This is a genomic window from Serratia grimesii (genome assembly GCF_900186025.1).
GTDB lineage: Bacteria > Pseudomonadota > Gammaproteobacteria > Enterobacterales > Enterobacteriaceae > Serratia > Serratia grimesii.
This window is the reverse complement of record NZ_LT883155.1, coordinates 4364185-4386887: the sequence shown is the minus strand read 5'-3', so window position 1 is coordinate 4386887 and position 22703 is coordinate 4364185. Positions and strand designations below refer to the sequence as shown.

The following is a 22703-nucleotide window of genomic DNA, read 5'->3' as shown; positions in this document are numbered from 1 at the left end:
TAACGTTCGATCACGTTGATGGCCAGCTTGTAGTCCACGTGTGTGGCGGTGTGCATCAGGCTCGAACGTGAACAATGCGAACACGTTGAATGCCATGATGCACACCTCGTCACTATTTGCCGTAGACCGGGAAAGCGGCACACAACTCAGCGACATGATGCTTCACCCGATTGATGACAATGGGGTTGTCGATATCGGCAAGAATGTCACAGATCCAGCCGGCAATCGTGCGAACTTCCGGTTCCTTAAAGCCACGCGTGGTTGCTGCTGGTGTTCCGATGCGGATCCCTGAGGTCACAAATGGCGACTGCGGATCGTTCGGTACTGCATTCTTGTTCACCGTGATGTGTGCCGCTCCGAGGGCTGCGTCGGCCGCTTTGCCGGTTAGCCCTTGGCGGACTAACGACAACAGGAACAGATGATTGTCAGTACCGCCGGAGATGATGTCGTAACCGCGTTCAACGAACACCGCAGCCATTGCGCGAGCATTAGCGATGACCTGCTGTTGGTAGGTGATGAACGAAGGTTGCAGTGCTTCCTGGAAAGAGACGGCTTTCGCCGCTATCACATGCATCAGTGGACCACCCTGGATGCCGGGGAAGACGATCGAGTTGAGTTTTTTCTCGATGTCAGGATTGGCACGAGCCAGGATCAATCCACCACGCGGGCCACGCAACGTCTTGTGTGTGGTGGTGGTGACCACATCGGCAAAGGGAACGGGGTTCGGATACAGACCCGCTGCGACCAGGCCTGCCACATGTGCCATATCGACCAATAGGTAGGCACCGACTTTGTCGGCAATGGCGCGGAATCTCGCCCAGTCGATCACGCGCGAATACGCTGAGAAGCCGGCAACGATGAGCTTTGGCTGGTGTTCAAGCGCAAGTTTTTCAACTTCGTCGTAATCGATAAGGCCAGTGGCAATATCAATACCGTACTGAACAGCGTTGTAGATCTTGCCCGAAAAGTTGACTGAGGCGCCGTGGGTGAGATGGCCGCCGTGCGCCAAACTCATCCCCAATACCGTGTCGTGTGGCTGGATCAGTGCCATGTAGACGGCCGCATTGGCTTGGCTACCCGAGTGCGGTTGCACGTTGGCATAGTCTGCGCCAAAAAGCTGTTTTGCCCGGGTTATTGCCAGTTGCTCTACTACGTCGACATGCTCGCAACCACCGTAGTAACGCTTGCCTGGGTAGCCCTCTGCATACTTGTTGGTTAGCACGGAACCTTGTGCCTGGATCACGCGGGGACTGGTGTAGTTTTCCGACGCGATCAACTCGATATGGTCTTCCTGGCGGAAGCGTTCGGCTTCCATCGCATGCCACAAAGCGTCGTCGAAACCGGCGATTTGCAGTGGCTGGCTGAATTGTTCTTGAATAGACATGGCATTTCCTTGGTGGTGGCGGTTGTTGGGTTGCTCTCTGGATGGCAGAGGCTGAACAGGAGCATCTTCGGTCTGCGGGTAAGAGGATAGTGGTGGGCAACTGCAAATCAGGTTGCGGTCACCATAGACATTGTCGACGCGGCTGACCGGCGGCCAATATTTGTTGTTGTGATCATGCTCTAGCCCTCGAGGAAACACTGCCTGTTCGCGGCTATAACTGTACGGCCAAGGTCCTGCAAGCATGGCGGCGGTGTGCGGCGCGTGTTTGAGTGGATTGTCTTCGGGATCAAGACGGCCCTGTTCGACTGCACGTATCTCCTCGCGGATTGTCACCATTGCCTCAATGAATCGGTCGAGTTCTGCTTTTGATTCGGACTCGGTTGGTTCGATCATCAAGGTGCCCGCCACCGGGAAGGACATGGTCGGGGCGTGAAAGCCGAAATCGATCAGACGTTTGGCAATGTCCTCGACACTGATACCGGAACTCTCCTTCAGTTCCCGAACATCGACGATGCACTCGTGCGCCACACGGCCGTTTGGACCGGTGTAGAGAATCGGGTAGTGCGGTGCGAGTTTGGTCGTGATGTAGTTGGCGTTGAGAATCGCTATCTCGGTCGCGCGCTTCAGGCCATCGGCCCCCATTAGCGTGATGTAAGTCCACGTGATCGGCAGGATACTTGCGCTGCCGTAAGGCGCGCTAGACACAGCACCACCACCGTCGAGTGAGCCCACCGCGTGGCCGGGCAGGTAGGGGGCCAGGTGAGATTTCACACCAATGGGGCCAATGCCAGGGCCACCACCGCCGTGCGGTATGCAGAAGGTTTTGTGCAGATTCAGGTGTGACACGTCCCCACCGAAGTGACCTGGCTGCGCAAGACCGACCAATGCGTTCATGTTTGCACCGTCGATATAGACTTGGCCACCGTGGTTATGGACGATGTCGCATATCTCGCGTACTCGCTCCTCGAATACGCCGTGGGTGGACGGGTAGGTGATCATGATCGCGGCAAGCGTGTCGCTGTACCTTTTTGCCTTGGTTTTCAGGTCATCGACATCGACGTTGCCGGACTCATCGCACGAAACGACCACCACTTTCATGTTTACCATTTGAGCCGAGGCCGGGTTAGTACCGTGGGCAGAGGAGGGGATCAGGCAGATGTCGCGTTGCGACTCACCACGACTGGCGTGATAGGCGCGGATCGCGAGCAAACCTGCATATTCACCCTGCGAGCCGGCATTCGGTTGGAGCGAAACCGCGTCGTAGCCAGTGATAGCACACAGCATGGCTTCCAACTCACGGGTTAACTCACGATAGCCGGTGGTCTGTTCTGCTGGGGCGAACGGGTGCAACTTGCCGAATTCTGGCCAGGTCACCGGGATCATTTCGGTGGTGGCGTTCAGTTTCATCGTGCAACTGCCCAGGGGGATCATAGTGCGATCGAGCGCCAGATCCTTGTCGGCGAGGTGGCGCAGATAACGTAACATCTCGGTTTCTGACCGGTACAGCTGGAATACCGGATGTGTCAGAAAGGCGCTTGTGCGGAGCAATTGGGGTGGAAGCGCGCCAGCAGTCTGCGCATCCAGCATGGCGAAGTCCGGTACTGGCTTACCCTGCGCGAACATGCTTAACAGCGCCATGACGTCGGCTGAAGTTGTCGTTTCGTCGAGGGAGACACTGATGCGAGTGTCGGTACTGGCGCGTAAGTTGATGCGGCGAGTGCGTGCCTGTGCATGGAGCACGTTGGCGTGGTCAGCACTCTCGAAATCGATGCTCAGGGTGTCGAAGAAAACGTCGGTTGATACCCTATAGCCGAGTCGGCGTAGCCCTGCGGCCAATAGGGTGGTCAATCGGTGTACACGGTGAGCGATCGCGGTCAATCCTTCTGGGCCATGGTAGCAGGCATACATGGCGGCGATGATTGCCAACAACGCTTGTGCGGTGCAGATATTGCTGGTGGCCTTCTCGCGGCGGATGTGTTGCTCGCGTGTCTGCATCGCCAGGCGCAGCGCCGGACGGCCTTGACTGTCGACCGACATGCCGACCAGACGGCCCGGCATGCTGCGCTTTAACGCGTCGCGAGTAGCGAAATAACCGGCGTGTGGACCGCCGAAGCCCATCGGCACGCCAAAACGTTGAGTCGTGCCCACCGCAACGTCAGCCCCGAACTCGCCCGGTGGCATCAGTAGCGTTAGTGCTAATAGATCGGCGGAGACCACGACCAGCGCGCCCTTGGCATGTGCTGCCTCGGTGACGGAGCGGTAATCGATCAGGTCTCCGTAAGTTCCGGGGTATTGTAAGAGCACCCCAAAGTATTCCTGGTTGGCCAGATCGGTGTGTGGATCGCCGATTACCACGTCTATGCCCAAAGGCTCGGCGCGAGTCTTCACCACGTCGATAGTCTGTGGGTGGCAATCGTGTGCGACAAAGAAGGCTGGACTCCGTGATGCCGACAGACGCTGACAGAACGTCATGGCCTCGGCAGCCGCGGTGGCTTCATCAAGCATCGAAGCGTTAGCGATTTCAAGGCCGGTCAGATCGGTGATCATTGTTTGGAAATTGAACAGTGCTTCGAGGCGGCCTTGCGAGATTTCCGGCTGGTACGGAGTATAAGCGGTGTACCACGCTGGATTTTCAAACAGGTTACGTAGGATCACTGGTGGCGTATGGGTATCGTAATACCCCATACCGATATAGGACTTAAACAACGGGTTGCGTGCGGCGATCGTGGCCAGACGTTCAAGCGCTTCCGCCTCACTGCAGCCGTTGGCAAGTGCAAGCGGACCCGCCAGGCGGATGCTGGAGGGAACAATCTGGTCAATCAATTCAGCAAGTGAACTGACCTGCAATTCGGCCAGCATTGCCTGCTGTTCGTTGTTGCCTGGCCCGATGTGGCGGCGTTGAAATAACATATCGTTCGGGTGTGAATGGTCATCATGGAACATGGTGAGCCTCCGACCTTATGGGTTAATCTGATGTTGATAAGCGAGGCTACCCATCAGACCTTCAAGCTGGGACGGGGCGCTGGGGAGTATGCGAAAGAACCAGCCGTCACTTTCGGGGGCTTCATTGACCAGGTTTGGTTCATCGATCAGAAGGGTATTGACCATGACTATGGTTCCGTCGACGGGCATCGTAACGTCTGCGGCAGCTTTTACCGACTCGATGGTGGCGGCTTCTTGCCCTTGGCTGAAGGATTCACCTTCTTTGGGCAGGGCGACATAGACCAAATCCCCAAGAAGCTCTTGGGCATATCCAGTGATGCCAACCGTGACACTGCCGTCGTCTTCGAGACGTAGCCATTCGTGAGATGGGGTATATCTGATTTCGCTCATAGGATTCCTTCTTGACTGGATTTCGTTGGGATAAACCTAAGCAACGTCAGTCGGAGGGCGAGACGAAACAGGAGACGATCGGGGGATCGGCAGCCAGGTCAGTCGGGAGCGCTCCAGGCCTGCGTCAGCCTGTTGCCCCCTCTGTCCTTGGTGCCTGAGATATTACACCTGCATGGCAGGTGTTTTTCCTTCGGCGAGGCCAGATAGGCCTACTCTCCAGAGAGCTTGTAAATGCAGTAGTCCTTTTGCCTGAGAGTTTTTGGGGCTATTCCCCTTCGGCGCCGTCCTCGTAGGACAGTCTCTCCTGCTGCATCTGTTAAGCTGCCTCAAAGCTAATGGAGTTGTTAATGCAATGTCAATAAAAAGTATTAATTATGTTTTCAATCTCAGTGGCGAGGTTTGAGCGTGCTGAATGACATGAAGGCGAGTGGTGGAGATCTCCCTTTGTTTTTGTGGAGATCCCAATGAAAAATTATAATTAATAATATTTTTTTGGTTTTTTAACGTGGTTAATTAAATTATTTATACTACGAAATAGTAGTTTATTTATTAATTTAACTTTTTGATATATATGATTTTGTTTTTTAATTTGATGCTTTCTTTTTTGTGATTAAATAGAGTTATTTTGTCTGTTTTTTTTAAATGTTAACTTCCGTTAAAGGCATCTGTTTTATTGCATTTAGGTGAGTGTTTAACGCGATATCTTTCGTCATTTTTGTGGATAAAGCGGTTTTTATAAACGGGGTGCTGGACTCGGACAACCGGCGTTTATGCCGAGTTGAACAACGCGTTAGCGTTGGCCCGTAGGGTGAGGCCCTTGGCCGAATAATCGAACTTGTTCGATGGAGAGTCCCTACGCCAGAAAGCAAAAAACCCGCCATAGGCGGGTTCTTCTAAACGGGGTGTTGGGCTCGGACAACCGGCGCTGGCGCCGAGTTGAACAACGCTTTAGCGTTGGCCCGTAGGGTGAGGCCTCTGGCCGAATAATCGAACTTGTTCGATGAAGAGTCCTGTCCCTGAAATGCAAAAAACCCGCCATAGGCGGGTTCTTCTAAACAGGGTGCTGGACTCGGACAACCGGCGCTGGCGCCGAGTTGAACAACGCTTTAGCGTTGGCCCGTAGGGTGAGGCCTTTGGCCGAATAATCGAACTTGTTCGATGGAGAGTCCTATCCCTGAAAGCAAAAAACCCGCCATAGGCGGGTTCTTCTAAAGATGGTGCCCGGACTCGGAATCGAACCAAGGACACGGGGATTTTCAATCCCCTGCTCTACCGACTGAGCTATCCGGGCAACGGGGCGCATTAAACCGTATTGGCCGGATGTCGTCAATCGCTTTCTATCACAAAGCCGATCGGTTGCTCTATTTTCAAGCAAGTCCCGCATCGCGTCTCTGCAATAGTCACAATTTGTTAACTCTTCAGCCCTGGCTGTAAGCCTTGCCGTTACTTCAATTCCTGCTCAAACGCGGCAATCGTTGATTGCCTTTACAGGTGGTTATAACAGTAACATGTTACATAATTGTATTTTAAGGATATTATTTTTTCGTTTGTGATCGTTGTAACTTAAATAACATAAATTGAATGTTATGTTTCGATAATAACAATTTCATTCCTGGTATGGGTTGGGAGTGGGGTAGGGAGAAAGAACGTAAAAGTTCACAGATAAATTTGGAGAAAAAGTGAAATACATCATAGGGATAATCTGCATTATTGTTGTCTGTGTCTTAGCTCTCTTGGTAAGCAACGATCGCAAAAACATCCGCTACCGCCCGATCTTTGTGATGCTGGGCTGTCAGTTTGCCATGACTGCACTGTTACTTAAGACCGATGTGGGCAACAAGGTTATTGGTGTGATCGCCGGGGTGTTTGGCAATTTGCTTTCTTACGCCAATGAAGGGGTCAACTTTGTTTTTGGCGGTTTGCTGAATAAAGGGGAGATCTCATTTTTCCTGTCTGTTTTGCTGCCTATCGTGTTTATTTCGGCGCTGATTGGCATCCTGCAACACTGGCGTATTCTTGGTTTTATAATTAAATACATCGGGTTAGGCTTAAGCAAAGTTAACGGCATGGGGCGGCTCGAATCCTATAATGCCGTTGCTTCGGCGATCCTCGGGCAGTCTGAAGTTTTCATCTCAGTTAAAAAGCAACTCGGGCTGTTACCGGAGCACCGTTTATATACGCTGTGTACATCTGCTATGTCGACGGTGTCTATGTCCATCGTGGGCGCCTACATGGTGATGCTTGATCCCCGCTATGTGGTAACCGCATTGGTGCTGAACCTGTTTGGTGGCTTCATTATGGCTTCATTAATCAACCCTTATCAGGTCAAGCCAGAAGAAGACATCCTCAATGTGGTGGAAGGGGAAAAGCAGAGCTTCTTTGAAGTACTGAGCGAATACATCCTCGATGGCTTTAAAGTGGCGGTGATCGTAGGTGCAATGCTGATTGGCTTTATTGCGTTGATCACCATGGCTAACGCGGTATTCACGGCCTTATTTGGCATCTCTTTCCAAGGCGTCTTGGGTTACCTGTTTTCTCCATTGGCTTTCCTGGTCGGGGTGCCTTGGAATGAAGCGGTGCAGGCTGGTGGCTTGATGGCAACCAAGATCGTCAGTAACGAATTCGTTGCCATGCTCAACTTGTCTCAAGGTGGGTATCACTTCACTGAACGTACCATGGCGATTATCTCGGTCTTCCTGGTGTCGTTCGCCAACTTCTCTTCCATTGGCATCATCGTCGGTGCCATCAAAGCGTTGGATTCCAAACAAGGGAACAGCGCCGCTCGCTTTGGTTTAAAGCTGCTTTACGGTTCTACGCTGGTCAGTTTCCTCAACGCTGCCGTGGTGGGGTTCTTCTTTTAAGCAACAGAGTGCCACATCGACAGCGTGTGGCTGGACAGTTTTGCTGCAATATAGGGAATGTGTGATGAAAATGATTTCTCCAACCAAAATTTCGTTATTAGCCATGATGGTTGCTGGCGCAGTAAATGCTGCAACGGTGGATCTCCGCGTTATGGAGACCACCGACGTCCATGGCAATGTGATGGATTACGACTATTACAAAGATCAGGCTACAGCCCAGTATGGTCTGGTGAGAGCCGCTTCGTTAATCGATGCTGCCCGTGAGGAAGTGACCAACAGTGTGTTGGTGGATAATGGTGACATTATCCAGGGTAGTCCGATGGCAGATTATGCCGCCGCTAATCTGAAAAAAGGCGAGGTACATCCGGTCTATCAGGCGATGAACGCCCTGAACTATGTCGTTGGCAATATTGGTAACCACGAATTCAATTACGGTTTGGATTATTTACAACTGGCGATCAGCGGGGCCAAGTTCCCGTACATTAATGCCAATGTGTATGACGCCAAAACCAAAAAACCTTATTTCAAACAGTACCTGATCGTGGATTCGCCAGTTAAAGATCGTGAAGGCAAAGTGCATAATTTGCGTATTGGCTATATCGGTTTCGTGCCACCGCAGGTCGTTCTGTGGGATAAGGCAAAACTGTCCGGCAAGGTGATCACCAAAGACATCACTGAAACGGCCAGAGAGTTGGTGCCGCAAATGCGTAAAGAGGGAGCGGATATCGTTATCGCTATCGCCCACTCTGGCCTTTCTGCCGATCCTTATAAAGCCTTGGCAGAAAATTCTGTGTATTACCTTTCGCAGGTTCCGGGGATTGATGCCATTGCGTTCGGCCATTCTCACGGCATTTTCCCTAGCAAGAGCTTCGCTGCAATCCCCGGGGTTGATATCGATCAGGGAACAGTCAACGGCGTACCTGCGGTGATGCCGGGCCACTGGGCTGATCACCTGGGGGTTATTGATCTAGTACTTGAAGGGGAAACTAACAACTGGAAGGTTGTATCCAGCCGTGCAGAGGCGCGACCAATTTTCGACAAGAAAAACGACAAGTCAGTGGCGGCTGCCAAAACAGCGCTGGTGAAAACGCTGGAACAGGCGCATGACGATACGCGTAAGTTCGTTAACAAGCCTATCGGTACTATCGCTGAAGATACCAATACCTATTTGGCGTTGGTGCAGGACTCCTCAGCAATCCAGATTATCCGTGAAGCGCAGAAAGCCTATGTTAAGCACTATATCCAGGGCGATCCGGATCTGGCAGATATACCCGTGATTTCGGCTGCTGCACCGTTTAAAGCCGGTGGCAGGAAGAACGATCCGGCGGCCTTTGTCGATATGCGCAAAGGGCCTTTGAGCTTCCGTAATGCGGCAGATCTTTACCAGTACGCCAATACGCTGGCCGCAGTGAAAGTACAGGGAAGCGATCTGAAAGAGTGGTTAGAGTGCTCTGCCGGCATGTATAACCAGATAGACGTGAAGACGGATAAGCCACAGTCACTGCTTAATTGGGACGGTTTTCGCGCTTATAACTTCGATATGTTTGACGACCTGAGTTATCAAATAGATGTGACTCAGCCCGCGCGTTACGACGGCGATTGCAACCTGATTAACCCACAGGCGCAACGCATCACGTCACTGACCTATCAGGGTAAGCCGATCGCAGCCCATGCGCGATTCCTGGTTGCCGTTAACAACTACCGGGCATTTACCGGCAAGTTTGCAGGGACGGGGGAAAAGCATGTTGTTATCTCCTCTCCGGACGAAGTGCGCACCATTGTTGCTAATTACATCAGTGAACAAACCAAACAACATGGTGAGTATAAGCCACAAGTAATAAACAGCTGGCAGATTGCACCTATTTCCTCGGATAAGAAATTAGATATTAGGATGGAAACATCGCCAAGCCAGAATGCTGCTGCTTATATCAAGCAAGATGCTCAGCACCCTATGGAATTGATTGAAAAAGACGATATTGGTTTTGCTATTTATAAAATTAATTTACAGAAATAAAGACTAAGGGAAAAACAATGAGAATGGTTGATATCATCGCCAAAAAGCGCGATGGAAAAGAACTGACAACGCAAGAAATTGCATTTTTTGTTGATGGTTATACCCAGGGCAATATTCCTGATTACCAGGCGAGTGCACTGGCAATGGCGATCTTTTTCCAGGATATGAACGATCGTGAACGCGCCGATCTGACTATGGCGATGGTGAATTCAGGGGATGTGATCGATCTTTCTGCGATCGAAGGCGTAAAGGTCGATAAACACTCGACTGGCGGCGTTGGTGATACGACGACGCTGGTGCTGGCACCTTTAGTGGCGGCACTGGATATCCCGGTTGCGAAAATGTCCGGTCGTGGTTTGGGCCACACCGGTGGCACGATCGATAAGCTGGAAGCCGTGGCGGGTTTCCATGTGGAAATTTCCAGTGAACAGTTTATCGAGCTGGTTAATCGCGACAAAATTGCTGTGATTGGTCAAACCGGTAATTTGACCCCGGCGGATAAAAAACTGTATGCGCTGCGTGATGTTACTGGCACGGTGAACTCTATTCCGCTGATCGCCGGTTCAATCATGAGCAAGAAGATTGCCGCAGGGGCTGATGCCATCGTACTGGATGTGAAAACCGGTGCAGGCGCATTTATGAAAACCACCGACGACGCGATCGCACTGGCGACGGCGATGGTACGCATTGGCAATCACGTCGGTCGTAATACGATGGCGGTGATTTCTGATATGTCGCAGCCACTGGGCTACGCTATCGGGAATGCGCTGGAGGTGAAAGAGGCCATCGAAACGCTGCGTGGTGAAGGGCCGGAAGATCTGACCGAACTGGTGATGCAGTTGGGCAGCCAAATGGTGGTGTTGGCGAAAAAGGCAGATTCTTTACCTGCCGCACGCCAGATGCTGGAAGAGGTGATCCGTAACGGTAAAGCGTTGGCTAAATTCCGTGATTTCCTGGCGAACCAGGGGGGAGATGCTTCGATGGTAGATCACCCCGAGAAGCTGCCGCAGGCGAAATATCGGATTGAAGTCCCTGCCAAACAAGCTGGAGTGGTCGCAAACATTGTTGCCGACGAGATCGGTGTCGCGGCGATGTTACTCGGGGCTGGGCGTGCAACGAAGGAAGATGATATCGATTTGGCTGTTGGCCTAATGATGCATAAGAAAGTCGGTGATCGGGTAGCCATCGGTGACTCACTGCTGACGATTCATGCGAACCGCGAGGATGTGGCAAGCGTGATGGCGAAAATATATGAAAGCATCACCATTGCGGACAAAGCAGAAGTACCTAAGTTAATTCACACCATTATTACCCAGTAAATATAAACCATGTTCCTCTCTACTTTTAGAGAGGAACAACTTCGTATCACAATAAAATCTAATTATTAAATATAAATATCTCTGGGTTATTAAATAGAAAACGGGATTTTTCTATGAATAAAACAATGCAATTTAAAATAAACCGACCACTGGCACTGCTCTCTATTTTATTTTCTTTTCAGGGTGTAGCAGAAGAAATTAAAGTAACGAATAACGGTAATATGTTTTCCAATGTGATTAATGACAGCCATGCGGATCTGTCGTTCCGCAATGTATTTAAAAACCTCAGCACGGAGGACTATGGTCAGCGCTCAAATCAGACCGCTTGGGGGCAAGGGATCACCCTTGATTATCAGTCCGGTTATTTCGCGGATATGCTGGGGATAGATGCGTCTTATTATGGTGTGGTGAAATTGGCGGCCAGCGATGATTTTTGGGGCCGTAGTGTGTTGTATAACGACAATGGTCAGGCTAAAGGTTTTAATAAGATCGGCCAACTCTATCTGAAAGGGCGTTTGGGAGATGACGATACCTACTTGCATCTGTATTCCGGCTGGCAACAGATAAAAAAATGGGGCGCGCTCAATAACTCAACGCGGGCTATTCCAAGCACTTATCTGGGTTGGCGTGGTGAAGCAGCTACTGGGCCATTACGCGTTCGCGGTGCCTATGTGACGCGCTACAGTGACAGGGATTCCCCTGATAAAATTCATTTCCGAACGGCGGATAAAAAGCAGATTAGCAGTATTGCTACCGGTGAGTTGAGCTATAGCGATCGGGGTTACAGTGCGCTCTATTTCTTTGGTGAAAGTCATAACTATCTGCAACGGCAGGGGCTGGAATTAGGTTGGCAACCTGTCGCCTGGGTTGATCATCGTTTCAAGTTGGCGAGCCAATTTTACCTTAATCATGGTTTGAATGACTGGACGCATATGTCACGTAGTCATAAAACCTTTGATGATGATGCCTATCATGCAGCGATGTATGCCGAGTGGCGCGCAGATCGCTGGAAGCATAAGATTGGGGCGTCTTACACCCGCGCCTCGTTGTCTGGCGGGTTAGGGCGTTTTGAGTGGCACCTAGCCAAGCACAGTCGAGGGACGTTTAACTCGATGGCTGACAGTTGGGGCAATGACTATGTTGGCGATAAAGAAAAGATGCTGGCCTGGACGTTCGGTTATGCAATTTTACCGGAAGTTGAGTTGGGTATGGTCACCAACTACGGGTGGGGAATGAAGTACCAAGGTCAGAAGCTTGATCGTGGGGAAACGCTGGTTTATTCACGTTGGACGCCTTCACAGCCAGCGTTAAAAAACCTGGCGATACAGCTTTCTGGCGGCCCTTCCTGGAATTTCCAAAGTCAGCATAATCAACCCAAGTTGACGCCGGACGGCAAACCGATGCGTGCGAGAAACCATTCGATCGAACTGCAAGTGGATTACGCGTTTAACTTGTTCTAATCATGTCAGTCTTGCCATGTGAGGTTATTCACATGGCAAAAAATAAATAATTATGCATTTTTAGTGGTTATTAACCGGCTTGAACCGTCAAAAAAAACGTGCAATCATTGCGCAAATTCACGATGCGGTGATTCCCCCTCATCATAAGTCAGAGGATTACAGGCATGACTGGTTTTGTTGTTCAAGCGCAGTTGCGCACCAGACATCTTATGATGCCATCACTCTGTTCTTACTTTTCCCGAACGCGGTCCGCCAGAAATACCCAGCCTGCCATGCGGTAAGGCTATCTGATGCTCGCTGTTAGGCATTATTAAAAATAGAACTGCGGTTCTGATTTTACTGATGTCTATTGGTCGCTGCCGATACCAGCCCCCAATATATCCTTCATACTTGAAGCTGCATCTGTGTTGGCTACATTCACGCGCCCGAATCACTGACTGATGTCAGCTCATCGGGACTTGTTCACTTGCCGCCTCGATGCAACTCCAATTATTTTGGATAGATACCTGATAATCTTAGGAGAGTCAGCCGGTCATGCCTATTTAGGGTAAATGCTGCGACGCCGGACATCACTTTACCGGGATAACCTTTGTTATCTCATTACTGTGCCCTGTGGCACACCCTCATCCTTAACCGTTTGAGAGTTAGCATGATGAAAGAATTGAAAATCGCCACCAGCGCCAGCCTGGTCGCTACCATTGAAACGCTGCGTCAGATCGTCCGCGTAGAGCAAACGGACTTCACCGATGTCGCTGCGTTAGTGGTGTCGGTTGATGACGTCAACACCGGTATCCTGGCGCACCTTAAAGCGACCGGGTTCGAGATCCCGACCTTTGTGGCGGTTGCCGCGGATGAGCATCTTTCCCCGGACTACCTACCTTTTATCAGTGGCGTTTTTGCGCTGGACGGTGCCAGTAAGGCGTTCTACATGGCGCAATTGGAAGCTGCTGCGGATGCTTATGAACAAGCGTTGTTGCCGCCGTTTTTCAAAACATTGAAAACCTATGTGGAAATGGAGAACTCGACCTTTGCTTGCCCTGGGCATCAGGGTGGGGAGTTTTTCCGCAAGCACCCGGCCGGCCGGAAGTTTTTTGAGTTCTACGGTGAAACACTTTTCCGTTCTGACATGTGCAACGCTGACGTTAAGTTGGGCGATCTTCTGATCCACGAAGGGTCGGCCAAAGATGCACAAAAACATGCTGCGCGGGTATTCAATGCCGATAAAACCTATTTCGTGCTCAATGGTACTTCGGCGGCCAACAAAGTCGTGACCAATGCATTGCTGACGCGTGGCGACCTGGTTTTGTTCGATCGCAACAACCATAAATCCAACCACCACGGTGCGTTGATCCAGGCCGGGGCTACGCCGGTATATCTGGAAACCGCGCGTAACCCGTTTGGTTTTATTGGCGGTATTGATTCACGCTGTTTTGATGAGCACTATCTGCGCGAGCAAATTCGTGACGTAGCGCCCGAGAAGGCCAATGCAGCACGTCCGTTCCGGCTGGCAATTATTCAGCTCGGTACTTATGACGGCACTATCTATAACGCACGCCAGGTGATCGACACTATCGGCCACCTGTGTGACTACATCCTGTTTGACTCTGCCTGGGTGGGTTACGAAGGTTTTATCCCGATGCTGAAAGAGTGTTCGCCGCTGTTGCTGGAGCTCGATGAGCTGGATCCGGGTATCTTTGTCACCCAGTCGGTACACAAGCAGCAGGCCGGTTTCTCGCAGACCTCGCAAATCCACAAAAAAGACGACCATATCAAGGGCCAGAAGCGCCACTGCAATCATAAGCATCTCAATAATGCTTTCATGCTGCACGCCTCGACCAGCCCGTTTTACCCGCTATTCGCTGCGCTGGATGTGAATGCCAAGATGCACGCCGGGGCTGCCGGTCGTCGCATGTGGATGGATTGCGTGAAATTGGGTATTGAGACGCGCAAGCAACTGTTGGAACGTTGCTCGCAGCTCAAGCCGTTTATTCCGCTGCAGGTGGCGGGTAAGAATTGGCAAGATTACGACACCGATCTGATCGCCAACGACGCGCGTTTCTTCAATTTTGTACCGGACGAGAAATGGCACGGTTTTGAAGGTTATGCCCAGGACCAGTATTTGGTTGACCCGTGCAAATTGCTGTTGACCACGCCGGGCATAGACGCAGCCACCGGCCAGTACACCGAGTTCGGCGTGCCGGCGACCATTTTGGCCAACTTCTTGCGTGAGAACGGCATCGTTCCGGAAAAATGTGATCTTAATTCAATCTTGTTCCTGCTGACCCCGGCGGAAAATCCGGTCAAGATGGAACAGTTGGTGGATATGTTGGTGCAGTTCGAGCGCTATGTGGCAGAGGACGCGCCGTTAAGTGTGGTTTTGCCAACGGTATATCGCAAGAATGAACAGCGCTATCGTGGTTATACCCTGCGCCAGTTGTGTCAGGAAATGCATGACCTGTACGTCAGTTTTGATGTGAAACAATTGCAGAAAGAGATGTTCCGCCAGCGTCATTTCCCACAGGTGATGATGAACCCGCAAGACGCTAACGTAGAGTTTATTCGCGACAATGTTGAGCTGGTACCCATTGCTCAGGCGGAAGGGCGCATTGCGGCTGAAGGGGCGCTGCCATACCCGCCGGGTGTACTCTGTGTGGTACCTGGGGAAGTGTGGGGTGGCGCAGTTCAGCGCTATTTCTTGGCATTGGAAGACGGGATTAACCGGCTACCGGGATTTTCTCCAGAGTTGCAGGGCGTTTATATCGAGAAAAAGGATCACGGTTGGAAGCGTATCTTCGGCTATATGATCAAGCAATAATTTGGTAGGGCCGCAGAGCGAATGTTAATCAGTTAGTCTTTGTGAAGGTGGGTGATATTTCGGTCGATTAACGCTGGTGACCATGAAACACCGGCGCCCCGACCGAGCAAGGGACCCTAGGCGCGGTCCCTTGCAACCCACGCCTTGCCCTATCAGACGGTTGGCTGCGCCAACGACTCTCTCTTTGTCACTCCGCATCACGGCCGGCTACGACAGACGTCCCTGTCTGTCTCGCCTGAAACCGCCATCCATGGCGGTTTCGCCTATGCTTTGTTCCTGCGTTCGACGTCTTCAAGGGCGTCTAACACCGTGCTCATAGAGGCACTTTCGTCGTTTTTCGGTAGGTAGCCCACAGAGGGGGTGGGTTGCCCGGTGGCTGCTGATTAGGGTGTTGACCTTAATGCGCATCACCGGCTGCCGAGCAAGGCGGCGTTGTCAGGGGCAACCGGCCAGGGAAGGCCGGTTGAGGCGAGACGAACAGGGATGTTTGTCGTAGCCGACCCGCCCGGCAACGCTGACGCTGCGAGGGGACCCGCGTAGCGGGCAGCGGGTGTTAAGCAGGGGGGCGGGTGGAGGGGCCGCGCCTTCGGCCCCTCCAATTGCCGTTCATCTTGGCGGCAAAGAAATACCGAACGTTTATGGCAATTCCTCATACACGGAACCTTCAGAGACCGAATAAAACCAGCCATTCTGATTAACTGGCAAGCATTAGCTCGCAGGGGCTGCTTTTAAATCACCATGACTCGGGATGACAAAGCCGAATGGCGGCACTACCTTTTAGGTAAAAGCCATGAGTATTGGAATAAGATGATGAAAGAAGAGGGTTATCCCGAGTGGGTCAGCAGAGAGAAAAGACGTTCAACGCTGCGTAATTTTAACTGGTTCTTATTGGTTAATGTGTTGCTTGCCGCTTATCTCTTGCTCCAACGCGCTCAGACACTCGGCGATCACTCTCTGACTTATCTGTTACGTGGCGCCCCGGCTATCGATAGCGTGGTGTTATTGTCCGCCTTGTCTTTTATCGTATTACGCCAGTTGGCTGCACGCGGAGAACTGGCGGTTTGGCGTGGCGCGGTGGTGTGTATCCTGTTACTGGCGTTATGTTGGTGCGGCGTTTTCCATCATTTGATCGTCAACAATAATATTAATCTGGTTTACCCTCTGTCGCTCGGCCTGCTGTTTTCCTCATTGATCGCTTTTTACCTTTCCCCAAGATTGTTCTTCCTGTTCAGCATCCCGGTGTTGTTGGTGGCGATAGTCGAAAACATCTTTATCCGCAGCGCTTTTTCTCTGGTTAACCTGATTTCATATGCCTTGATGCTGTTTCTGATTTATTCGGCGCAGCATCGGCTGGAACAATGGTTCACCTTGGCTATTGAGCGTGAGCAGGAAAACAAACAACTGATTGAGCGTCTGAGTAAGCTGGCACACCGTGATCCACTCACCGGTATCGCTAATCGGCGCTACTTTGATCACTACTTTGACGCTGTTTTGCTGCGGGAGTCGACTCTACAGTCGCCGTTTACGCTGATTCTGTTGGATGTCGATTTCTTTAAAAAATATAACGATCACTATGGACACCAACAGGGAGATGAGTGCTTGGTTAGGCTTGCGGCCTGTTTGGACAGTGCAACACGACGTTCGCAGGATCTGGTGGCCCGTTATGGTGGTGAAGAGTTTATTATCCTGCTGCCGAAATCTGATGCCCGTGAGGCTGAACAAGTCGCACAAAGAATTGAGGCGCTGCTCGCGGGTTTGGCGATGCCGCATGCCGCTTCCGAGGTGGCACAATGGGTGACGGTAAGCCAAGGGGTTGCACAATGGCAACCGGGACAAAACCGTGAGCAACTACTGGCGGCAGCCGATCGCGCGTTATACCGCGCCAAGGCGCGTGGTCGCAATGGCTATAGTATTGCAGAGTGATGTGGTTGGTCAGGACGGCACGAAAGGCCGCCCTGACCAAGGTGATTAACGGCGTCGATAGCTCTTTTGCGCGTTGTTCACTTTCACCAGATAACGGCGTGATTCACCGGCTGGATGCTTAGTCGTCAGCGTCTGATAGACGTCGCCCGGCTGCATGCCATTGATGATACTCACCGCTCGAGTCCTGTCGCTGGAGAACACTCGCAACACACTGCCTGCACCACCGTTATAGGCGGTGATAACGGCATAGCGACGCGAGGTTGGGTTCTGAATACCACCCAGGTAGTTGTTCTGCAAAATGGCCAAATAGGCGGTACCGGTGTCGATGTTATTCTCTGGATCGAACAGGTAGCTGCGGCTTGGTTTACCCCATTTCCCGCGCATCTGGAACACGTCTTTACCGGCGGTGTGTTGCACCACCTGCATCAGGCCTAGCGCATCCGAACCGCTTACCGCATAGGGGTTAAAGCTCGATTCGGTCTGCATGATCGCCAGGATCAGTGACTCTTCAACACCGTATTTCTCCGACGCTTTACGGACCATTGGCAGGTATTTATGCGCACGTTTGTCCAGGTGGTTCGGTACCAACTGGATGGTGATTGAGTAAATCACGTGCAGGCCGGAGGTCCGTTTTTGCAGCTTGCTCTGCAATAGATAGTCAGCAAAATGCGCTGCACGCCATTCCCAACGGATCGGCGCGCCTTTGTTATCCAGTACCTGACCATACAGGAACGGTTCTTTACTGATCTGAATATCGTTGACGTCGGAGTAGAGATCGATAGAACCCGGATCGTCGCCCATCAGCAAGGTGCTGATAATCGCCTGACGCAGGTGTGCAGCAGGATCGGTGGTGGCGATGGTTTCAATGGTGATGGCACCAGAATCAAAGTTGATGTGGCTACGGGTTTGATACTGGTCGGTGTATTTAACGTAATCTTTTGGCCCGGCGATCAGAACTTCGTTCAGACCCCAGATATTCTCAATGTTGTGGGCGAATTGGCCCATCAGGATCTCAAAGCCGTTGGTGTCTTTGACCAGCGCTTCGTTGACTTCTTCACTTTTTTTGCCGGAACAGGAAATCAGCAAAGGCGCTATCACTAGCAAAGCTAAAATTTTCTTCATCTTAAAGCCGTATACGGGAAATATTGAAGAGGGCCAGCGCCTGGCCCCAACAGCGTTATTCGCTCGGTGGCGTATAGCCTTCGATGTGCACGTCGTGCCCTTCGAACAGGAACTTGATCATTTCCGCTTCCAGCAGTTTGCGGTCATCCACGTTCATCATGTTCAGTTTTTTCTCGTTGATCAGCATGGTTTGTTTTTTCATCCATTCTGCCCAGGCTTCCTTCGAGATCTCGTTATAGATACGTTTGCCGACGTCCCCTGGGTAAAGTTGAAAATCTTGCCCTTCGGCATCGCGTTGCAGGAAGGTACAAAAAATGGTTCTGCTCATGCTAATTCCTCATCAATGGCGCTATCGCCAAATAAACCCTGCTGGCGTGGTGACTGTTTTGCCAACTGTTGTAACAGGCGGTCAACCGGCGCTGCCAGCCCGACCGATGGCGGCTGCGCCAAGTTATACCAGAGACCGGCGCCTTCATCCATGCTGGCCGCCGCGTCGTTCATATCCAACCATATCGGCACGATATCGAGATGGAAATGACTGAAAGTATGACGAAATGCGGTCAACTGCTGCTGGCGATTGTTTTTCAGACCGCGTTGTTGGAGCCAGAGTTCCATCTCTTCTCGTTCGCTGAACTGCGGGAAGCAAAATAGGCCACCCCATAGCCCAACGGCTGGCCGTTGTTCCAGCCAGGCTTGCTCACCCTGCTGCAACAATAAAAAGTAGGCCGTTTTTTCCGGTAGGGTTTGCTTGGGTTTTTTACCGGGGTATTTCGCCCAACTGTGGTTGGCATAGGCGATACAGCCTAGGCTGAGCGGGCATAGCTCGCATTTGGGTTTGGAGCGGGTACAAACCATTGCCCCCAGGTCCATCATCGCCTGATTGAACTGGCCGACGCCCTTTGCCGGGGTGACGTCTTCACTGATCTGCCAGAGACGGTTTTCCACGTCTTTCTTGCCAGGCCAACCTTCAACCGCATAGCAGCGTGCCAATACGCGTTTCACGTTGCCATCGAGGATCGGGTAGTGTTGGCCGAGTGCCAGCGACAGTACCGCACCTGCGGTTGAACGGCCGATTCCAGGCAGCGCGTGGATTTCTTCAAAGGTTGTCGGGAACTCGCCGCCGTGCTGTGCGACAATAGTCTGCGCAGCCTTGTGCAGGTTACGCGCTCGGGCGTAGTAACCCAGGCCGGTCCACAGATGTAGCACTTCGTCCAGCGGCGCTTCTGCCAGAGTACGCACGTTGGGAAAACGAGCGATAAAGCGCTGAAAGTAAGGGATCACGGTGGCAACCTGAGTTTGTTGCAACATGACCTCAGATAGCCATACTTGATAGGCGGTTTTATCAAGCTGCCACGGCAGAGTTTTGCGGCCGTAACGCTGGTACCAGTCAAGCACCACCTGTGCGAACTGTTGTGCTTGCATCATAAGCAGATTCGATATCCGGCAGAAAATGAAGCGCGATTGCAGCATAGAGTCATGATGCTGTAAACCGGAACTTTCCGACGTCGCACGGCAGGTACATAAGATGAACACTTGCTAAACCAATGTATCTTTGCATAATGCGCGTTTCCCTAATTAGCAGCCAAACAGACAGAAAGCACTATGATTAATGACGTCATCTCCCCGGAATTTGATGAGAACGGTCGCGCTATGCGCCGTATCCGCAGTTTTGTTCGCCGCCAGGGGCGGCTGACCAAAGGCCAGCAGCACGCGCTGGACAACTATTGGCCGGTGATGGGCGTGGAGTATCAGGCTGAACCTGTCGACATCACTGCACTGTTCGGGCGCGATGCGCCGACCGTGCTGGAGATCGGTTTTGGTATGGGCGCCTCGCTGGTGACCATGGCGGGTAATAACCCGCAGCAGAATTTCTTGGGGATTGAAGTACATTCGCCGGGTGTGGGCGCGTGTTTGGCCGACGCCACCGAAGCGGAGTTGAGCAACCTGCGCGTAATGTGTCACGACGCAGTTGAGGTGCTGGAGAATATGATCCCGGACGGTTCGCTGGACATGGTTCAGCTGTTTTTCCCCGATCCGTGGCACAAAGCGCGCCACAACAAGCGCCGTATCGTACAGACGCCGTTTGTTGAATTGGTGCGTCGTAAACTGAAAGTAGGCGGCGTGTTCCACATGGCCACCGACTGGCAGCCTTACGCAGAACATATGTTAGAGGTTATGAACGGGATCTCAGGCTACCGTAATCTTTCCAGCGATAATGATTACGTGCCGCGTCCGGATTCACGCCCACTGACAAAATTTGAATTACGCGGCCAGCGTCTGGGACATGGCGTTTGGGATTTGATGTTTGAGAGGAAAGAATAATGGCTAAGAACCGTAGTCGTCGTTTACGTAAAAAGTTACACATTGAAGAGTTTCAGGAGCTGGGTTTCTCCGTAGCATGGCGTTTTGCCGAAGGCACCTCGGTTGAAGACATCGACAGCACGCTGGACGCTTTCATTGATGAAGTGATCGAGCCGAACGGCATGGCGTTTGACGGTAGCGGCTACCTGCAGTGGGAAGGTTTGATCTGTCTGCAAACTATCGGTCACTGCACCGACGAACAACGCGAACTGGTCAAAAAATGGCTGGAAGCGCGTAAACTGACCGATGTTAAGGTCAGTGATCTGTTCGATATCTGGTGGGACTGATTTTCCCAGCCTGATGGGCGCGGCTTTGTGCCGCGCTATGCTTATATGCTTTTAAGGTGCCTTAATGGCGCCTTTGTTTTGTCCGGAGTGTGACCGCGGTGGTAACAACATTGGATAACGCGTTGCTGGATGACATTCTGCAACAGGTGCGCCCGCTGATAGGTCAGGGCAAAGTGGCAGATTACATACCGGCGCTGGCCGAAGTGGCTGCTGATCGCCTGGCTATTGCCGTTTGCACCGTCGACGGCGAAATGTTCCAGGCGGGTAACGCCACCGAGCGCTTCTCTATTCAGTCCATTTCCAAGGTACTGAGTCTGACGCTGGCACTGGCACGCTATCAGGAACACGAAATCTGGCAACGGGTCGGCAAAGAACCTTCCGGTCTGCCGTTCAACTCGTTGTTGCAGTTGGAGATGGAGCAGGGCAAACCGCGCAATCCGTTTATTAATCCCGGTGCGCTGGTGGTGTGCGACATGCTGCAAACCCGGCTCAGTGCCCCCAAACAGCGAATGCTGGAAGTGGTGCGCCAACTGGCCGGTGAAGATGACCTGGCCTATGATGCGCGGGTGGCCCGTTCCGAGTTTGAACACTCCGATCGCAATGCCGCAATAGCCTATCTGATGAAGTCATTCGGCAACTTCGAAAACGACGTGCTCACCGTGCTGCAAACCTATTTTCACTACTGTGCGCTGCGAATGAGCTGCGTAGAGCTGGCACGTAGCTTCGTTTACCTGGCCAATCATGGCCGCGATCTTAGCGGACGTGAAGTGATCAGCCCATTGCAGGCGCGACAGATTAATGCGCTGATGATGACCAGCGGCATGTACGATGGTGCAGGGGAGTTTGCTTACCGTGTGGGTATGCCGGGGAAATCTGGCGTCGGCGGCGGTATCGTCGCCATTGTTCCTGATGAGCTGTCGATCGCTGTCTGGTCACCGGAGCTGGATGCCTCCGGTAACTCGCTGGCGGGAACTGCGGCACTGGAACTGTTGTCTCAACGGATTAGCCGTTCGATTTTTTAGCCCATCACGGAAGGGCGTCAGGAGAAAATATGTTAAAGAAAACCGGATTAGCCTTGTTGTTGTTGACGGCTTCACAGGCACACGCCGAGTATCAGTGCAGTGTTAAACCTCAGGACGACGTGATTATCAGCCCGCAAAATGTGCAGGTGACGGGCGCCAGTGGCAATCTGCAGATTTCACCTGATGGTGATGTAACCCGCAACGGCCAGGCTTTGAGCATAAATGACAGCCAGCGGCAAAAGGCCTTCAGCTATCAGAGCGCACTGCGTAAAGAATTGCCTTGGATTGATAAAGGTGCGCAGCAACACCTGGAAAAAGCGCGCGTGGCGCTGGACAAGGTGATTGTTAAGGAGCTGGGGAGCGACAGCAACGTGCGTAACCGGCTGACCACTTTGAATGGCCAGCTCAAGCAGCAGATGAACCGTATTATCGAGCACCGCAGTGACGGCCTGACCTTCCACCATAAGGCGATTGACCAGGTTGAGCAGGATGGCCGTAATCTCGTGCAGCAGAGCATGGGTGGTGTGCTACAGGACAGTCTGAATGAGATGGGTGTCAAACAGGCTGCCAACAGTGGCGGCAACCCGTTGCAGGCGATCATGGGTAACCTGGGCGGCCTGCAGAAAGCGATTCAGAATGAATGGAACAACCAAGAGCAGGACTTCCAGAACTTTGGCCGTGACGTGTGTAACCGTGTTACAGGCCTGGAGACTCAGCGTAAAGATCTGCTTAATTCGTTGAAATAACATGACATCACGGTTGATCGCCCGCTGCTTGGTATCTTCAGAGTGAAGCAAAAAAA

Annotated in this window: 15 protein-coding genes, 1 tRNA gene, 1 pseudogene and 1 riboswitch; of the genes and pseudogenes, 10 read left to right on the top strand and 7 right to left on the bottom strand. The window is 52.0% G+C overall.

Features of this window, described 5'->3' with window-relative positions:
• Window positions 1–112 precede the first annotated feature (112 nt).
• The 4 genes and pseudogenes from glyA to SGBXF1_RS20520 all read right to left on the bottom strand — a co-directional run bounded on the left by glyA (window position 113) and on the right by SGBXF1_RS20520 (window position 6008).
• Entirely contained in the window at window positions 113–1384 is a 1272-nt protein-coding gene (gene glyA / locus SGBXF1_RS20535) for a serine hydroxymethyltransferase (RefSeq protein WP_186428546.1), read from the bottom strand.
• A gap of 78 nt (window positions 1385–1462) precedes the next feature.
• A pseudogene (gcvP, locus tag SGBXF1_RS20530) lies at window positions 1463–4327 on the bottom strand (aminomethyl-transferring glycine dehydrogenase); the annotation flags it as partial.
• 15 nt (window positions 4328–4342) lie between these two features.
• Window positions 4343–4717: a glycine cleavage system protein GcvH gene (gcvH, locus tag SGBXF1_RS20525; protein WP_186427460.1), complete on the bottom strand. Its 375-nt coding sequence runs from the start codon at window positions 4715–4717 to the stop codon at window positions 4343–4345.
• A gap of 227 nt (window positions 4718–4944) precedes the next feature.
• Window positions 4945–5034: riboswitch (glycine riboswitch) on the bottom strand.
• Between the two features lie 898 nt (window positions 5035–5932).
• Window positions 5933–6008, bottom strand: a tRNA-Phe gene (locus SGBXF1_RS20520).
• Between the two features lie 388 nt (window positions 6009–6396).
• Between SGBXF1_RS20520 and SGBXF1_RS20515 the strand changes: the two genes are divergently transcribed.
• From SGBXF1_RS20515 to SGBXF1_RS20490, 6 genes are all read left to right on the top strand, one after another.
• Complete coding sequence (locus SGBXF1_RS20515) at window positions 6397–7578, top strand: NupC/NupG family nucleoside CNT transporter (RefSeq protein ID WP_037416712.1); 1182 nt, start codon at window positions 6397–6399, stop codon at window positions 7576–7578.
• Between the two features lie 64 nt (window positions 7579–7642).
• Window positions 7643–9592, top strand: a complete 1950-nt coding sequence (locus SGBXF1_RS20510; protein WP_186427459.1) for a bifunctional 2',3'-cyclic-nucleotide 2'-phosphodiesterase/3'-nucleotidase — start codon at window positions 7643–7645, stop codon at window positions 9590–9592.
• 17 nt (window positions 9593–9609) lie between these two features.
• Window positions 9610–10911, top strand: coding sequence for a pyrimidine-nucleoside phosphorylase (locus SGBXF1_RS20505; protein ID WP_037416715.1), 1302 nt, complete (start codon window positions 9610–9612; stop codon window positions 10909–10911).
• A gap of 125 nt (window positions 10912–11036) precedes the next feature.
• Window positions 11037–12371: an OprD family outer membrane porin gene (locus SGBXF1_RS20500; RefSeq protein ID WP_238320988.1), complete on the top strand. Its 1335-nt coding sequence runs from the start codon at window positions 11037–11039 to the stop codon at window positions 12369–12371.
• Between the two features lie 652 nt (window positions 12372–13023).
• Window positions 13024–15186 carry an ornithine decarboxylase SpeF gene (gene speF, locus SGBXF1_RS20495; RefSeq protein WP_186428545.1) on the top strand — a complete coding sequence of 721 codons (2163 nt, stop codon included), beginning with the start codon at window positions 13024–13026 and terminating at the stop codon, window positions 15184–15186.
• Window positions 15187–15993: 807 nt separating this feature from the next.
• Window positions 15994–17109 carry a GGDEF domain-containing protein gene (locus SGBXF1_RS20490; protein WP_037416718.1) on the top strand — a complete coding sequence of 372 codons (1116 nt, stop codon included), beginning with the start codon at window positions 15994–15996 and terminating at the stop codon, window positions 17107–17109.
• 45 nt (window positions 17110–17154) lie between these two features.
• Here SGBXF1_RS20490 and mltC read toward each other — a convergent pair whose 3' ends face one another.
• From mltC to mutY, 3 genes are read right to left on the bottom strand one after another with little or no spacing between them, the layout of a single operon-like run.
• A complete protein-coding gene (gene mltC, locus SGBXF1_RS20485; protein WP_037416721.1) occupies window positions 17155–18231 on the bottom strand; it encodes a membrane-bound lytic murein transglycosylase MltC in 1077 nt (358 codons plus the stop codon).
• Window positions 18232–18286: 55 nt separating this feature from the next.
• Window positions 18287–18559, bottom strand: a complete 273-nt coding sequence (locus SGBXF1_RS20480; protein WP_061807913.1) for an oxidative damage protection protein — start codon at window positions 18557–18559, stop codon at window positions 18287–18289.
• Window positions 18556–19656, bottom strand: coding sequence for an A/G-specific adenine glycosylase (gene mutY, locus SGBXF1_RS20475; RefSeq protein ID WP_391581125.1), 1101 nt, complete (start codon window positions 19654–19656; stop codon window positions 18556–18558). The genes SGBXF1_RS20480 and mutY overlap by 4 nt, the downstream gene beginning before the upstream one ends.
• Window positions 19657–19833: 177 nt before the next feature.
• Here mutY and trmB point away from each other — a divergent pair, with 177 nt between their 5' ends.
• The 4 genes from trmB to SGBXF1_RS20455 all read left to right on the top strand — a co-directional run bounded on the left by trmB (window position 19834) and on the right by SGBXF1_RS20455 (window position 22647).
• Complete coding sequence (trmB, locus tag SGBXF1_RS20470) at window positions 19834–20553, top strand: tRNA (guanosine(46)-N7)-methyltransferase TrmB (protein ID WP_037416729.1); 720 nt, start codon at window positions 19834–19836, stop codon at window positions 20551–20553.
• Window positions 20553–20879, top strand: a complete 327-nt coding sequence (locus SGBXF1_RS20465; RefSeq protein ID WP_037416731.1) for a YggL family protein — start codon at window positions 20553–20555, stop codon at window positions 20877–20879. The genes trmB and SGBXF1_RS20465 overlap by 1 nt, the downstream gene beginning before the upstream one ends.
• Window positions 20880–20977: 98 nt before the next feature.
• Window positions 20978–21901, top strand: a complete 924-nt coding sequence (gene glsB, locus SGBXF1_RS20460; RefSeq protein ID WP_061807962.1) for a glutaminase B — start codon at window positions 20978–20980, stop codon at window positions 21899–21901.
• 29 nt (window positions 21902–21930) lie between these two features.
• Entirely contained in the window at window positions 21931–22647 is a 717-nt protein-coding gene (locus SGBXF1_RS20455; RefSeq protein ID WP_037416733.1) for a YggN family protein, read from the top strand.
• The last annotated feature ends 56 nt before the right edge of the window (window positions 22648–22703 follow it).